Raw genomic sequence first — 13647 nt, 5'->3', positions numbered from 1 at the left:
GGCGGCGTTGGGGTGCGTGCATCGCAAGGCGGAGGAGGGAGCCACTGCGGAGCATTGGCGACCGACGACAACGCGGCGAGGTGCGTGCCCCGGCGGCGCCCCGCAGGCGGGAGCCCGAAGACGGACCCTAGGGGCCCCGCACCCCCCCGCATGGAAACGGGGGGTGCGGGGCCCTCGGGCCTTCGGGCGGGCGCCGGGCTCAGGCGAGCAGGTCGGACTGGAGGTCGACCACCTGGCGGAAGGCCGCGGCGGGCACGCCGCGCGGGTTGGTCATGGTGATCACGGCCACCACGTCGGAGGCCGACACGAACGCCAGACGGGTCGTCGGCACGTCCTTGCCGGCGGTCTCCCGGGACTCCTTGCGGGTCACCTCGACGCCGTCCGGCAGCTCGCCGTCGGCCGAGGAGGGCGCGGTCCTCGCGTCGGGCGCGGCCTTGAGCTGGATCTCCGAGCGCGTCCGGGAGAAGGTGTCCCAGGCCTCGGCGGAGGTGCCGAAGCGCATCAGCCGGATCCGGGTGCTGGTGCCGTCGGAGGCGGTCCACTCCCGGACGGTGGCCGCGCGGCACACGTTCTGCCGCAGCAGGGTCCGCATCCGGGCCGGGTTCTGCAGGTCGCCGAGCAGCGCGTCGCAGGACACCCAGTTCGCCGGGGCCGCCCCCTCGGGGCCCGCGGTGGCCGTGCCGGAGGCGCTCGGGCCCGCCGTGGCCGAGGGGGTCCCCGACGGGGTGTCGGAGGGCGAGGCCGTGGGCGAGGCCGAGCCCGCCGGGAGCGTCGGGGCCGTCGGGGCCGGGAAGACCGGCGGGTTCACCGAGCCGCCGGCCTCCTTGGGCACGGGCAGCAGCAGGTGGCGCAGGTCCGCCAGGTGCACGGCCGCGCCCTTGTCCTTGGCCTTGTCCTTGAGGTTGGGCGCGGCCTTGCCCGAGGGCAGCGGCGGCAGGGCCAGCGGCGGGAAGGTGTAGCGGCCGTCTCCGGCGGTGGCCAGGCCGGGGATGTCGGTGCGCTCGGGCGCGGTGACGGCCAGCGCGGTGCCGGTACCGGCCAGGGCGAACACCAGGACGGCGCAGCCCCAGCGCACCGCGGCCTTGCGGCGGCGGGTGCGGTGGGCGGCCTGCTCCTCGGCGGCCTGCGCCGCGAGGGCCTGCTCCTCGGCGGTCGGCTCCTCGGCGGTCGGCTCCTCGACGGTCGGCGCCGTGGTGGGGGCCGGGTCGGCGGCGGGCTGCGGGGCGGGCCCGGACTCCGGGGCGGGCTGCGGGGTGGGCTCGGACCCGGGCCCGGGCTGCGGGGTGGCGGCGTGGTCGGTCATACGGAGGCTCCGGGGCTGGCGAGGCGGTCGAGCTGCATGGTGAAGAGGGCCACGATCCTGTCCTTGGGGAGCGGTGCCACACCCTCGGCGCTCATGATCACCAGGAGGTCGCCCTCGGCGGCCGAGCACTCCAGGTAGTCGATCGGCGCGGAGGGCGGCGCGGGCATCAGGTAGCAGTGCGCCTCGGGGTGGCCGGGGACCTGCGGGCCGGAGCGGAAGATGCCGGTGTCACCGGTGAACACCGCGGTGTACTCGTTGATCCGTTGCACCTCCTGCTGGTTGAACTGGCGCAGCCGCAGGCCGACCACCAGGTTGCCGCCGTCGTTGCGGTAGGTCCGCACGCCGGTGCCCTTGACGTGCAGGCCCTGCCAGTAGGAGCGGAGCTTGTCGCGCTTGTCCTTGGGGACCTGCTGGAGTTCGGCGTCCATCTCGTCGGAGAGCTGCCCGGCGCCGAGCTCGGTGTCGTTGCCGTAGCCGCCCTCGTCGGGGCCCGGCGCGTAGCCGGCCGGGACGGGCAGCAGCAGGTCGCGCAGCGAGCCGAAGTGGCTGCCGTTGGACTTGGCGCCGAAGGGCGTGGGGGTGGCGGCCGGGGCCGGGGTGCCGGTGGGGCCGGCGGCGGCGACCGGGGCGGGGTCGTCGTACCGGGTCTTGATGATGCCGACGCCGATGACCACGCCGACCAGGGCGGCGGCGACGGTGGCGGCGCCCGCGCGCAGCAGGCGGCGGGAGGCGGGGTTCGGGGGCGAATCCGGGGTCGGGTCCGGCGTGGCGGGCGCGCCCGCCGGGGCGAACTCGCCTGCGGGCGCGGCCGGTTCGGGGGTGTGCTCGGCCGGGACGGCCGGGGTGGCCGGGGTGGCCGGGGCATGGGGCTCGGCCGGGGTGGCCGGCACGGCGCTCACGGAGTCGTCGGTCATGTCAGCCGCTCCCACTGCTGCTTGGCGAGGGCCTTGAGGTCCCCGGATTCCACCGGCTTGGGGCTGAAGACCTCCACGGTCATCAGCACCGTGCCGCGCTGGGCGGCGGCGTGGCCGTAGTAGTACTGCTCCTTGGTGTCGGACCACTGCCTGGGTTCCGGGTCCACCCGGTAGCCGCCGTCGGTGTCGTCGGCGAAGGCCTGCCCGTGGAAGGCCGCGGCCTCGTCGATGTGCTCGGGCGTGTACTGGGTGAGCGTGACCCGGTAGCGGATGTCGCCCTTCATCCAGTCCACCTCGGCGGCGCGCCGGAAGCCGGACGTGGCGAGGTCCTTGAAGACGACGGCCGCGTCGCCCTTACGTTCGGCGAGCTCGCCGATCGACATCCAGCCGGGCTTGTCCGGGTAGTCGCCCCAGGCGGTGCTGCCGTCGGGGGCGCTGACCAGCAGCTTGCGCAGGTCGCCCTCGATGGCGGGCGGCGGGGGCTGGGCGGCGGCGAGGGCGGCCGGGTCGACCGTCTCGGCCGGGTAGGCGGGCAGGGCGACCTGGAGCGGCGGCAGTGGCGTGGGCGGGCGCTGGGCCTGGATCGCGTAGCCGACGCTGCCGCCGGCCAGCACGCCCACGACCAGGGCGCAGACGGACAGCAGCACCGGGCGGGGGCGGCGCGACGGGCGCGGGGCGGTCTCGGGGCCGGCCGACAGGAAGTCGGCGTAGACGTCCACGGCCGGGGCCGGAGCGGCGGGCTCCGGGGCGGCGGGCTCCGGGGCGGCGGGCTCCGGCGCGGCCGGGGCCTGGTGCGCCGTCCGGTGTGCCATCGCCTCGCCTTCGGCCGACCAGGGGGACGGGGCCGGGACGGGCGGCACCGGCGGGACCGGTGGCACGGGCGGTACGGGCGGCACTGGTGGTACGGGCGGCAGCGGCGGCGTCGGCGGTTCGGCCGACGCGGACGGGTCGGCGGCTGCGGCCGGCGGCTGCTCGGGTTCGGTGGTCACGGAAGCGACTCCAGAGGAGGAGGGGCGGGAGGACGTCGTGGGGCGGGCGCGCGGGCGCGGGCTCAGCCCCCGGAGGCGAGCCACTCGCGCTGGCGCTTCATCAGGTCGTTCAGCAGCGCCTTGTCCGGCGTGCCCTTGACCTCGACGTCGACGGTGTACTGGACGTCGCCCTGGCTGGAGATGCCGGTCATCGAGCCGGTGTAGGCCTCGTTCTTGGGCTTGCGGCGGAAGCCGTGGGCGTTGGGGTCGCCGTCGATGTCGATCGCTTCCTGCGACTTGACGGTGTAGCCCTGGACGAACCGGCTCGCCAGGTCGGCGGAGCCGAAGTGCAGCAGGGTGACGGTGACTTCGGCCGTGCCGTCGGCGGTGCGGTAGGTGCGGGTGGCGCCGTCGCGGTAGCCGAGGCGGCTGAGGATGGTGTCGATGTCGTCCGGCTTGCCGAACATCTCGGAGACGTCGTCGCGGGTCATCGCCATCCCGTCGGCGGGCCCGTAGGACTCGCCGCCGGCCGGGATCGGGAGCAGGAAGTAGCGCAGGTCGCCGTCGTGCTTGCCGCCGCTGACGGTGCCCTTGACGGTGCTGGCCGGGGCGGGCTCGGTCGGGACGGCCGTCGGCACCGGGACGGGTACGGCGGAGGGCGTGGCGCTCGCGGAGGCACTCGCGCCGGCGCTCGCCGGGGCGGCGGTGGCGGTGGCACGCGGCGCGGGTGCGGCGGCCCGGTGGCCGTCCGGCTTGCCGACGGCGACGGTCACCGCGGCGCTGGCCGCCGTGACGGCGAGCAGTCCGGCGGTGGCCAGCGCGACGCCGACGGCGCGCGGCAGCCGGCGCGGGGCCGCGGTCGCCGGGGCCGGGTCGGCGGCGGGCACGGGCACGGCAGCCGCTTCCGGCGTGGCTGCGGGCTCGGGCGCGACGCCGGCCGGCTGCGGCTGCTGCTCCGGCGGCGGATCGGTGAACGCGGCGCTCTCGTTCTCGGGCGCGGGCAAAGGACTCCCCCATGGGAATGATCGGAAATGTCGCACGTGGGCCACCGTCGGAAATCCGCTCCCCCGCGGCCTTCCCGGACCGGCCATCACGTCTCTCACCAGGCAGTATGAGAGTCCGATGACATTCTCGCCAACAAAATCAATCACCGCACTCCCGTGCAATGCCCGATGAATCGGACACTCCGTGACCCAACCGCAACAGGCGCCCTGACGGGGTGTCGTGCGTCCGGGTGTCGTGGAGGCCGTGGTTCCGCGCCCGGCTTGAGTTGGAGTGCACTCCAAGTCCTACGGTTCCTTCCGTGGTCAGGGCCGGTCGGCCGGGGCCGCGGCACGGGAACGGGTACGAGGAGAGGACAGGCGCGATGGGTGCTTCGGAGCAGGGGGCCGGGCAGCGGCGGGAGCGGTTCGAGCGGGGCATGGAGGTGCTCACCCGGGTCGACGGGGAGGGCGGGCAGCGGGTGGTGGACGCGCTGGCCGACATCAGCCCGGAGCTGGCCCACCAGGTCGTCGCCTGGGGCTTCGGCGACGTCTACAGCCGCCCCGAACTCGCCCCGCGTGACCGGCAGTTGGTGACGCTGGGGATGCTCACCGCGCTCGGCGGCTGCGAGCCGCAGCTGGAGGTCCACATCAACGCCTCGCTCAACGTCGGCCTCTCCCCCGTCGAGATCACCGAGGCGCTGCTGCACTCGGCCGTGTACTGCGGGTTCCCCAAGGCGCTGAACGCGACCTTCGTCGCCAAGAAGGTCTTCGGCGAGCGCGGCCTGCTGCCGGTCACGGCCGCCTGACGCCGGACCACCCTGCCACCGGGGCGCGGCCGGTGCCATCATGCGGCCATGACGTATTCGGCAGCACGTGACGCGTTGGAGGGCCTGGCGCTCGGGGACGGCTTCGGCGAGCGGTGGTTCCCGCTCTTCCGCACACCGAAGGCGGCGTTCGCACAGGTCCGGGCCCGGCGGGTGCCGCCGGAGACCCCGTGGCACTGGACCGACGACACGGCGATGGCGCTGTCGGTGTACGGGATCCTCACCGCGTACGAGGCGGTGCACCAGGAGCGCCTGGCCCAGGCCTTCGGGGCGACGTACCTGGCCGACGCCTACCGCGGCTACGGCAACGGCATGAGCCTGCTGCTGCCCCGGCTGGCCGCGCGGCCGTCGGCGTGGCGCGAGGAGTCGCGCAAGCTGTTCGACGGCCAGGGCAGCCTGGGCAACGGGGCGGCGATGCGGGTGGCGCCGCTGGGCGCCTGGTTCCACGCGGACCTGGACGAGGCCGCGGAACAGGCCGCGCTGTCGGCCGAGGTGACGCACGCCCACCCCGAGGGGATCGCCGGCGCGGTGGCCGTGGCGCTGGCGGCCGCGCTGGCCGCACGCGGACGCGGCGGCGTCGGGGCTCCGGCACCGGCACCGGCACCGGCCGGGGCCGCCTTCCTCGCCGAGGTGGCCGGGCGCACCCCGGCCGGCCCGGTGCGCGAGGGCCTGTCCCGGGCCGCCGAACTCGCCCCGGACACCGAGCCCTGGCGCGCGGCGGACCTGCTGGGCAACGGGCAGCGGGTGCGGGCCGGCGACACCGTGCCCTTCGCCCTGTGGTCGGCCGCCCACCACCTCGACAGCCTGACCGACGCCCTGTGGAGCACCGCCGAGGGCCTGGGCGACGTGGACACCACCTGCGCGATCACCGGCGGCGTGGTCGCCGCCCGCACCGGCCTGGGCGGTCCGGCCGCCGGCTGGCTCGCCCGGCGCGAGCCCCTGCCGGCCTGGGTGGCCGGCGCCGAGGACGAGACCCCCGCACGCCGCACGGGCTGAGGCCCCGGGCGGACCGGGGCGGCGGGGAGGCTCCCCGCGGCCCCGGCCGCGCGCCCCTCAGGGGGCCAGGCCCGAGGCGGTGAGGGCGGCGGCTGCGGCGGGGCCGGGGCCGTCGGGGGCGTCGGTGCGCCAGGCGAGGTGGCCGTCGGGGCGCAGCAGGGCGGCGGTGGCGGTGTCCCAGCCGGGGTGGGGGCGGGTGAGCGGGGCGCTGTGCAGGGTCAGGCCGGGGCGGGCGAGGTGGTCCGGGCGGGTGGAGCCGGTGAGGTCGAGCAGGACGGGGCGGCCGGGGCGCAGCAGGGTGAACAGGGTGGTGGCGCCGAGGTGGAGGTCGGGGGCGCGGGTGCCGGTGAGCGGGTGGGCCTCGGGTCCGTCGGGGGCGGCGGGGTAGCGGACGGCGAGGCCGGCGGAGCGGGCGGCCAGGGTGTCGGAGAAGGTGGGGACGCCGTCGATGAGTTCGCCGAGCAGGTCGCGCAGGGCGAGGGTCTCGGGGCTGTGGTCGGCCATCAGGCCGCTCTGGGCGCGGGTGCTGCGCAGCAGTTCGGCGCCGACGGGGTGGCGTTCGGCGTGGTAGCTGTCGAGGAGGGTGTCGTCGGCGGTGCCGTGCAGGACGCGGGCGAGTTTCCAGCCGAGGTTGAAGGCGTCCTGGAGGCCGACGTTGAGGCCGGGGCCGCCGGCCGGGAAGTGGCTGTGGGCGGCGTCGCCGGCCAGGAGGACGCGGCCGTGGCGGTAGTGGGCGGCCTGGCGGGCGGCGTTGCCGAAGGTGGAGAGCCGGCCGGGGTCGCGCATGCCGTAGTCGGTGCCGGCGATGTGGCGGACCTTGGTGCGCAGTTGGTCGAAGGTGGGCGGGCCGTCGGGGCGGGTGCGGTTGGTGGCGGCGTCGTTGCCGACGACGCGGTGGATGCCGCCGGGCAGCGGGAAGACCATGAGGGCGCCGCGCTCGTTGGCGAGGGCGGGGGTGCGGGGCGGGGTGTCGAGGACGACGTCGCCCATCCAGGCCCAGAAGGTGGCGGGGGTGCCGGGGAAGTCGATGCCGGCGGCGCGGCGCACGGTGCTGCGGGAGCCGTCGCAGCCGACCAGGTGGGCGGTGCGCAGGCGGTAGGGGCCGTCGGGGCCTTCGACGTGGACGGTGACGGCTTCGTCGTCCTGGGTGAGGCCGGTGACGCGGTGGCCGCGGCGCAGGTCGGCGCCGGCGGCGACGGCGTGCTCGGCGAGCAGGTGTTCGGTGCGGGCCTGGGGCAGGGCGAGGGTGTAGCGGTGGGGGGTGTCGAGGCGGGTGTAGTCGAGGCGGGCGGGCAGGGCGGCGAAGTGTCCGGCGGGGATGCGGACGCCTTCGGCGAGGAAGGGTTCGAGCAGGCCGCGGGAGTCGAGCATCTCCAGGGTGCGCGGGTGCAGGGAGGTGGCCCGGGAGTGCGGGTCGGGTTCGGTGCGGGTCTCCAGGAGTGTCACCTCGACGCCGTGCAGGCGCAGTTCGGCGGCGAGCCAGAGGCCGACGGGGCCGGCTCCGGCGATGACGACCTGGTGGGTGGGTGTGGTCATGGGTGTCCCCTCCACGGTTCTTGGTCAGTGACCAATGGCGTTGGCCCCAGTACACTAGGTCAGTGACCAAGAAGCAAGCTCCGCCCGCCGGGCAGCCCCGGCTGGACACCGCCGCCGTGGTGCGCGCGGCCCTCGACCTGCTCGACGACAAGGGCGCCGGCGCGGTGTCGGTGCGCGGCGTCGCCGAGCGCCTGGGCGTCCGGATGAACACCGTGCTGTGGCACGCCAAGACCAAGGGCCGGCTGCTGGAACTGATGGCCGACGCGATCGTCGCCGGGGTCGACCCGGACGGCCTGCCCGGGCCCTGGCGGGAGCGGGTGCGCGAGCTGTCCCACCGCTACCGGCGCGCCCTGCTGGCCCACCGCGACGGGGCGCTGATCGTCGCCGGGACGTACGCGGCCGAGCCGGCCACCCTGCGCCACGCCGACGCCGTACTGGCCGCGCTGCTGGAGGGCGGGCTGGACGAGCAGCGCGCGGCCTGGACGTTCTGGAGCATCCAGTACCTGGCGCTCGGCCTGACCCAGGAGCAGCAGGCCCTGGCCGCCCAGAGCGGCGAGCACTCCCTGGCCGGGGCGCTGGCCGACGGCGCCCACCCGGCGCTGGGCCGGGTCGCGCGGCACCTGGAGGGCGACGACTTCGACGCGCGGTTCGCCTTCGCCCTCGACCGGCTCCTCGAACAGCCTGGCGCGGCGGGCTAGTTCGCGACCACCGGGCGCGGCGGGGCGGTCCGCGACCGCCGGGCCGGCGAGGAGGGCGCGGCCGGTGCGGCCGTGGCGATGTCGCAGCCCTGTCACCGTCGCGGGAGAAGCCTGGCCACGGGGGCCGGGCGGGCCCAGGATCGGGAGCGGTGGCGGGACTGCGGCGTCGGGGGCGGGTGTGACCGGGACGGGGTTCGAACGACGGTGCGTGGCGGTGACCGCGGCGGCGACGGTGACGTCGGCGCTCGCGGGCTCGGCCGCGCTGTGGCCGTGGTCGCAGGACGATCCGGTGCCCGGGTGGCCGTGGTGGCTGTGCGCCGCGGCGGCCGTGGCGCTCCCGGCGGCCTGGCTCCCGGTGCGCCGCCGCGCCCCGGAGCGGGAGCGCGGGACGGGCACCCGGGCGGTGGGGTTCCTGCTGCTGGCACTGCTCACGGTGTTCCTGGCCGCGCAGGTCGCCGGCACCGTGCGGGAGCGGCTGGGCCATCCGCGCCGTACGACGGCCTGGGTGACGGGCTGCCGGGTGAGCGGCCAGGAGCCGGGCGGGGACGGCGGCGGCCTGGGTGCGAAGACCTACGCCTGCACGTTCCGCTGGAGCGTCGACGGGCGGGAGTTCAGCGCGGAGCGGCCGCAGGGGCCGTATCCGCGGGGCCACGAGATCACGGTGCGGCTGGACGAGCGGGGGCGGATGAGCACCGGCCGGCCGAGCTGGCTGTCGGTGCCGCTGTTCGCCCTGCCCCTCCCGTTCACCGTCTACGGCGCGGTGTTCCTGGGCCGCTGGACGGCCGAGGACCTGAGGGAGCGGTGGCACCGTGCGGGAGGTGCGTGAACGCACCTCCCGCACGGGGACGTTGAGGGGAGCGGGGAAGCGCGCGGGACCGCACGTGATGAGCATTCAATCGACATATGTCGCTGGACTGCATATGGTGGGTGGGCGCGACCGCACCGCCGTGCCGTCGCGCCCCCGCATCCGCACGCGAGAGGACCGCCGTGCCCCAACACCCGCGCACCGCCCGTACCTTGGCCGTCGCCGCCGCCACCGTGGCGCTGGCCCTGACCGCACCGACCGCCCTGGCCGCGCCGACCGCCCTGGCCGCGCCGGCACCCGCACCGGCGTCCGCGCCGAGCGCCGGCGGCGCCGACCCGGTGCCCGCCCTGGTCGAGGGCCGGGACACCGCCGCCCCGCAGCTGGTGACCGGCCTGGCCGAACCCGCCCCCGGCGACCCGGTCCGGGCCGCCCGGGACCACCTGGCCGCCCACCCCGAGCGCTACCGCGTCGACACCGGCGAGCTGACCGAACTCGCCTCCACCCCCGGCCCCGACGGCCGGCGCACCGTCAGGTTCGAGCAGCGCCACGGCGGGATCCCCGTCCTCGGCGGCCAGTACCTGGTGCACCTCACCGGACAGGGCGACGCCCAGAAGGTCGAGTCGGTGGGCGGACGCTACTTCACCGGCCTGACCGCCCCCACCACCCCCGCCGTCCCGGCCGAGGCCCTGCGCGCCGCCGCGCTCGACGCGCTGAGCGACCCGCAGCAGCGCACCGGCGCCACCGCCGAGGACCTGGGCGCCGTCGTCCTGCCCGGCGGCCCGGGCCGCCTGACCGAGCACTACACCGTGCGCCCCGGCTCCGGCGGAACCGGCGGCACCGGCGCCACCGCCCGCGAGGTGTACGTCGACGCCACCACCGGCACCGTCGCCCTCGCCCACGACGCCCGCGCGCCCCGCCCGGCGGCCGCGACCACGGCCCCGGCCCCCGGTGCCGCCACCGCCGACGGCCTGCGCCCCGCCACCGGCACCGCCCCCGACGCCCACGGGCGCCCCGCCGCCGTCAACATCGCCCAGCGCCCCGACGGCGGCTACCAGCTCACCGACCTCACCCGCCCCGCCGCCGTCACCACCTACGACGCCGGGGGCCGCGACGCGGGCGACTTCGACCACGTCATGCCCGCCGACGCCGTCCCCGCCTCCTCCCCCACCCCCGCCTTCCCCGCCGCCACCGGGGACGACGGCGCCACCGACGCCCACGTCAACGCCGGGATCGTGTACGACTTCTACCGCGACCGCCTCGGCCGCAACGGCCTGGACGGCCAGGGCGGCCCCATCGTCTCCGTGGTCAACGTCAGCGACCACGGCGCCCCGTTCCCGAACGCCTTCTGGGACGGCGGCAAGATGGTCTACGGCGCCCTCCCGGGCCACTACCCCTTCTCCGCCGCCCTGGACGTCTCCGGCCACGAGATGACCCACGCCGTCATCGACCACACCGCCAACCTGACCTACTTCGGCCAGTCCGGCGCCATGAACGAGGCCCTCGCCGACTACTTCGGCAACGCCATCGAGGTCACCGCCCGCGGCCTGGCCATGGACGACCCCACCGCCGCGCTGCTCGGCGAGTCGCTGTGCCGCACCGGCACCCCGCAGGACTGCGCGAACCGCCGCCTGGACGACCACCGCACCACCGTCGACGACTACCTGGGCACCCTGGACGTCGACACCGGCGGGGTGCACCTGAACTCCACCATCTTCGGCGGCGCCCTGTGGGACGTGCGGCGCACCCTCGACCCGCTCACCGCCGACCGGGTCGTCTACCACGCCCTCGCCGACTACCTCACCCCCTCCGACGACTTCCTCGCCGGACGCGACGCCGTCCTCGCCGCCGGCCGCGACCAGGGCCTGGACAAGCGCCAACTGCGCGCCGTCGCCACCGCCTTCGACGCCCACGGGATCCGCGCCGGCTGGCAGCAGCGGCTCGGCATGGACGCCCGCACCCTGCTGCCCGCCGCCCCCAACGGCCAGGCCACCCCCGTCGCCGCCAACGGCCACTGGGTACTCCTGGCCGACGGCCCCGACGGCAACGGGCTGTACACCGGCACCACCGACGGCCGCGGCAAGCCCGTACGACTCAGCCCCCAGGACGGCCGCTTCCACAGCTGGGCCGCCACCGACGGCACCACCGCCGTCTGGGAGGCCCAGGGCGGAACCGGCGGCCCCGGCAAGGAGATCCTCACCGCCCCGCTCACCGGCACCGGCCCGGTGCGCAGCCTGCTGCGCACCACCGACAGCCTCGACGGGCTCCAGGTCTCCGGCCCGGACACCGCCTACGCGCTCACCGACCACACCACCGGCCGCACCCGGGCCTACCTCGTCCACGACGGGGCCCCGGCGGTCGGGATCCCGCTGCCCGAGGGGCACGGCCTCTTCGGCCTGACCCTGCGCGACGGCCTGATCGGCTGGACCGAGACCTGGCAGGACGGCGACCGGACGGTGACCGCCCCGACCGTCTACTCCATCGCGGCGGGCAAGGTCACCGCCCAGTACACCGCGCACGCCCCGGCCGGCTCCGGGCCCAGCCGCACCTCCTCCACCCTGCTGGCGGGCGGGCGCCTGGTCTGGCTGGACACCCCCGTCGACCCGGCCGGGCGCAGCACCATCCGCTCGGGCGCGGTGGACGGCTCGGGGATCGTGGACGTGCTGGCCGCGAGCTCCCCGCAGGCCCCCCGGTTCGCCACGCTGACCGCCTCCGACCAGGCCGTCAGCTACCAGCTGACGTCGGCGAAGCCGGCCGGCGGCTGGACCAACGCGGCGCTGCCCAAGCTGTGGCAGGTGCCGCTGGCGGGCGGCCCGGCGCAGCGGGTCTCCTGCGACCGCGGCGGCCAGTACGCGGTGGCCGCCGACCGGGGCACCCGGGTGGTGTGGCTGGACGCCACGGCGGGGCGCGCCGACCTGGTGACCCGGGAGCGCCCGGCGGGCGGCTGCTGAGCTCCGGCCTGGACTCCCGCCCGCGTCAACTCCCCTGCCGCCGCCCGTACTTCTCCGGGCGGCGGCTCGGCCGTTCGGCGTCCAGGAGGGCGAGCACCTCGCGCACCGCCACCCGCCCGGCCCTGCGGTACGCGTACTCGCCGGTGTCCACGTCGTGCACCGTGGTGTGGTGCACGACCAGCGCCAACGCCGTTACGGTGCCGGGCAGTTGCTCGGCCAGCTCGGCACGCACACCCTCGACCAGGGCGGCGTGGCAGCGGTCGAGGTCTCCGGGCCCGGGGGTCCCGCGCACGGTGGCGCCGTCGGCGACCTCCATGTGCACGCCCTCCTCCCACGGCTCGAAGTCGACCGTGGCGTCGGCGACGGCGCTCGGGCAGCCGCCCTGGAACACGTAGCGGGCGCGCACGCCGCGTACCGGGCGGGGCGGGAAGGCCGCCGGCTCCGGGCTCACGCGCTCCGGGCTCACGCGTGGGTGATCTCGACCTCGGTGATCACCACGTCCTGGACCGGGCGCTCGCCGTCGGTCTCCGCGGCGGCGATCGCGTCCACCACGGCCTTGGAGGCGGCGTCGGCGACCTGGCCGAAGATGGTGTGCTTGCGGTTGAGGTGGGTGGGGGTGCCCACCGTGATGAAGAACTGCGAACCGTTCGTGCCCGGGCCGGAGTTGGCCATCGCCAGCAGGTACGGCCTGGTGAAGAACAGCTCCGGGTGGAACTCGTCCGGGAAGGCGTAGCCGGGCCCGCCGGTGCCGGTGCCGGTCGGGTCGCCGCCCTGGATCATGAAGCCCTTGACCACCCGGTGGAAGGTCGTGCCGTCGTAGTACGGGCCGCTGCCCGGCTCCCCGGTGCGCGGGTCGGTGTACTCCCGGGCGCCCTCGGCGAGTTCGACGAAGTTGCGGACCGTCTTCGGCGCGTGGAACGGGAACAGTTCCAGCCGGATCGGGCCCGCCGTGGTGTGCAGGGTGGCGAACCGGGCGTTGGCCACGGGTGTCTCCTTCGTCGTCGGTCCTGTTCGGTGTTCGGATGGGCATCCTGGCACATGCGAGGATTCGTGGCCGAACCGGTGAAGGAAGAAGAGGGGTGACACCGAGATGGTCGGAGCGGTGCTGGTCGGGGTGCTGGTGCTGGTGCTCGCCGGGTGCGGGTGCGTGGTGTGGGCCTCGCGCGGCGGGCCGGGGTGGGTGCGCGCGGTGGCGGCGGTGACGCTCGGTGCGGGCGACCTGCTGCGCGGCGCGGAGCAGCGCCGGCGGCGGCGCAGGCAGCGGGAGCGGTGGCTCCTGGGCAGCAGCAACGGCAGCGGCAGCGGCGAGGGTGGCGGGGACGGGAGCTGAGGGGGTGCCGGACGGGCAGCGGCTGCGGCGGGTCTTCGAGGCGGTGCCGGCCGAGGCGCTGGCCGGGCGCGGGGTGGCGACCTGCCTGGGTCTGGACGACCCGACCGAGGGGGCGCTGTGGGCGGTGTACGGCGCCGCGACCGGGCACTGCGCCGGGCCCGGGGCGGGGACGGTCGAGGAGCTGGTGGCGGCCGCCCGCCGGGCCTTCGAGGGGCAGTTGGACGGCTCCGACGCGGCGCGTTGGCGTGAGCGGCTCGCGCGCAGGTTCACCGAAGGCGGGCGCTGAGCTCGGGGGCCGGACGCGAGCGGGGGTCAGCCCTCGGTGTGTCGGTCCCGGCGTGT

At 76.4% G+C, this 13647-nt stretch carries 14 protein-coding genes; 7 read left to right on the top strand and 7 right to left on the bottom strand.

Going from position 1 to position 13647, the window contains the following annotated elements; translation table 11 throughout:
• Positions 1-199: 199 nt before the first annotated feature.
• The 4 genes from ACFXOZ_RS27330 to ACFXOZ_RS27315 all read right to left on the bottom strand — a co-directional run bounded on the left by ACFXOZ_RS27330 (position 200) and on the right by ACFXOZ_RS27315 (position 4189).
• Positions 200-1303 carry a hypothetical protein gene (locus ACFXOZ_RS27330; protein ID WP_380593120.1) on the bottom strand — a complete coding sequence of 368 codons (1104 nt, stop codon included), beginning with the start codon at positions 1301-1303 and terminating at the stop codon, positions 200-202.
• Positions 1300-2217, bottom strand: coding sequence for a hypothetical protein (locus ACFXOZ_RS27325; protein ID WP_380593119.1), 918 nt, complete (start codon positions 2215-2217; stop codon positions 1300-1302). The genes ACFXOZ_RS27330 and ACFXOZ_RS27325 overlap by 4 nt, the downstream gene beginning before the upstream one ends.
• The gene (locus ACFXOZ_RS27320; RefSeq protein ID WP_380593118.1) at positions 2214-3206 is read right to left on the bottom strand and encodes a hypothetical protein; all 993 of its coding nucleotides are present in this window, start codon (positions 3204-3206) and stop codon (positions 2214-2216) included. The genes ACFXOZ_RS27325 and ACFXOZ_RS27320 overlap by 4 nt, the downstream gene beginning before the upstream one ends.
• A gap of 62 nt (positions 3207-3268) precedes the next feature.
• Complete coding sequence (locus tag ACFXOZ_RS27315; protein ID WP_380593117.1) at positions 3269-4189, bottom strand: hypothetical protein; 921 nt, start codon at positions 4187-4189, stop codon at positions 3269-3271.
• A gap of 362 nt (positions 4190-4551) precedes the next feature.
• Here ACFXOZ_RS27315 and ACFXOZ_RS27310 point away from each other — a divergent pair, with 362 nt between their 5' ends.
• Both ACFXOZ_RS27310 and ACFXOZ_RS27305 read left to right on the top strand, forming a co-directional pair.
• Positions 4552-4974 (top strand): carboxymuconolactone decarboxylase family protein, encoded by a 423-nt coding sequence (locus ACFXOZ_RS27310; protein ID WP_380525787.1) that lies wholly within the window; start codon positions 4552-4554, stop codon positions 4972-4974.
• A gap of 48 nt (positions 4975-5022) precedes the next feature.
• Positions 5023-5988 (top strand): ADP-ribosylglycohydrolase family protein, encoded by a 966-nt coding sequence (locus ACFXOZ_RS27305; RefSeq protein WP_380593116.1) that lies wholly within the window; start codon positions 5023-5025, stop codon positions 5986-5988.
• Between the two features lie 57 nt (positions 5989-6045).
• Here the strand turns inward: ACFXOZ_RS27305 and ACFXOZ_RS27300 are convergent, their stop codons facing one another.
• Positions 6046-7524: an FAD-dependent monooxygenase gene (locus tag ACFXOZ_RS27300; RefSeq protein WP_380593115.1), complete on the bottom strand. Its 1479-nt coding sequence runs from the start codon at positions 7522-7524 to the stop codon at positions 6046-6048.
• A 62-nt stretch (positions 7525-7586) separates the two neighbouring features.
• Here ACFXOZ_RS27300 and ACFXOZ_RS27295 point away from each other — a divergent pair, with 62 nt between their 5' ends.
• From ACFXOZ_RS27295 to ACFXOZ_RS27285, 3 genes are all read left to right on the top strand, one after another.
• Complete coding sequence (locus tag ACFXOZ_RS27295) at positions 7587-8222, top strand: TetR/AcrR family transcriptional regulator C-terminal domain-containing protein (protein ID WP_375896917.1); 636 nt, start codon at positions 7587-7589, stop codon at positions 8220-8222.
• A gap of 208 nt (positions 8223-8430) precedes the next feature.
• Positions 8431-9048 carry a hypothetical protein gene (locus ACFXOZ_RS27290; protein ID WP_380593114.1) on the top strand — a complete coding sequence of 206 codons (618 nt, stop codon included), beginning with the start codon at positions 8431-8433 and terminating at the stop codon, positions 9046-9048.
• Positions 9049-9209: 161 nt separating this feature from the next.
• Positions 9210-11975, top strand: coding sequence for a M4 family metallopeptidase (locus ACFXOZ_RS27285; protein WP_380593113.1), 2766 nt, complete (start codon positions 9210-9212; stop codon positions 11973-11975).
• Between the two features lie 25 nt (positions 11976-12000).
• Here ACFXOZ_RS27285 and ACFXOZ_RS27280 read toward each other — a convergent pair whose 3' ends face one another.
• Together ACFXOZ_RS27280 and ACFXOZ_RS27275 are read right to left on the bottom strand one after the other, a co-directional pair.
• Complete coding sequence (locus tag ACFXOZ_RS27280) at positions 12001-12441, bottom strand: hypothetical protein (protein WP_380593112.1); 441 nt, start codon at positions 12439-12441, stop codon at positions 12001-12003.
• Positions 12438-12959, bottom strand: a complete 522-nt coding sequence (locus ACFXOZ_RS27275; protein ID WP_380525798.1) for a peptidylprolyl isomerase — start codon at positions 12957-12959, stop codon at positions 12438-12440. Before ACFXOZ_RS27275 ends, ACFXOZ_RS27280 begins: the two co-directional genes overlap by 4 nt.
• 106 nt (positions 12960-13065) lie before the next feature.
• Between ACFXOZ_RS27275 and ACFXOZ_RS27270 the strand changes: the two genes are divergently transcribed.
• Together ACFXOZ_RS27270 and ACFXOZ_RS27265 are read left to right on the top strand one after the other, a co-directional pair.
• Positions 13066-13305, top strand: coding sequence for a hypothetical protein (locus ACFXOZ_RS27270; protein ID WP_380525799.1), 240 nt, complete (start codon positions 13066-13068; stop codon positions 13303-13305).
• 4 nt (positions 13306-13309) lie between these two features.
• On the top strand, positions 13310-13591 hold the full coding sequence (locus ACFXOZ_RS27265; protein WP_380525801.1) for a hypothetical protein: 282 nt from the start codon (positions 13310-13312) through the stop codon (positions 13589-13591).
• Positions 13592-13647: the final 56 nt, after the last annotated feature.

Origin of the sequence: Kitasatospora sp. NPDC059160, from assembly GCF_042755465.1 — a bacterium.
Lineage (GTDB): Bacteria > Actinomycetota > Actinomycetes > Streptomycetales > Streptomycetaceae > Kitasatospora.
The sequence above is the reverse complement of the archived record's forward strand: the minus strand, read 5'-3'. Positions and strand labels throughout refer to the sequence as shown.

Bases quoted from the DNA above. Each gene is read 5' to 3' on its own strand.
- ACFXOZ_RS27325 (WP_380593119.1), bottom strand. From the start codon at position 2,217: ATGACCGACGACTCCGTGAGCGCCGTGCCGGCCACCCCGGCCGAGCCC.
- ACFXOZ_RS27330 (WP_380593120.1), bottom strand. From the start codon at position 1,303: ATGACCGACCACGCCGCCACCCCGCAGCCCGGGCCCGGGTCCGAGCCC.
- ACFXOZ_RS27300 (WP_380593115.1), bottom strand. From the start codon at position 7,524: ATGACCACACCCACCCACCAGGTCGTCATCGCCGGAGCCGGCCCCGTC.
- ACFXOZ_RS27305 (WP_380593116.1), top strand. From the start codon at position 5,023: ATGACGTATTCGGCAGCACGTGACGCGTTGGAGGGCCTGGCGCTCGGG.
- ACFXOZ_RS27310 (WP_380525787.1), top strand. From the start codon at position 4,552: ATGGGTGCTTCGGAGCAGGGGGCCGGGCAGCGGCGGGAGCGGTTCGAG.
- ACFXOZ_RS27270 (WP_380525799.1), top strand. From the start codon at position 13,066: ATGGTCGGAGCGGTGCTGGTCGGGGTGCTGGTGCTGGTGCTCGCCGGG.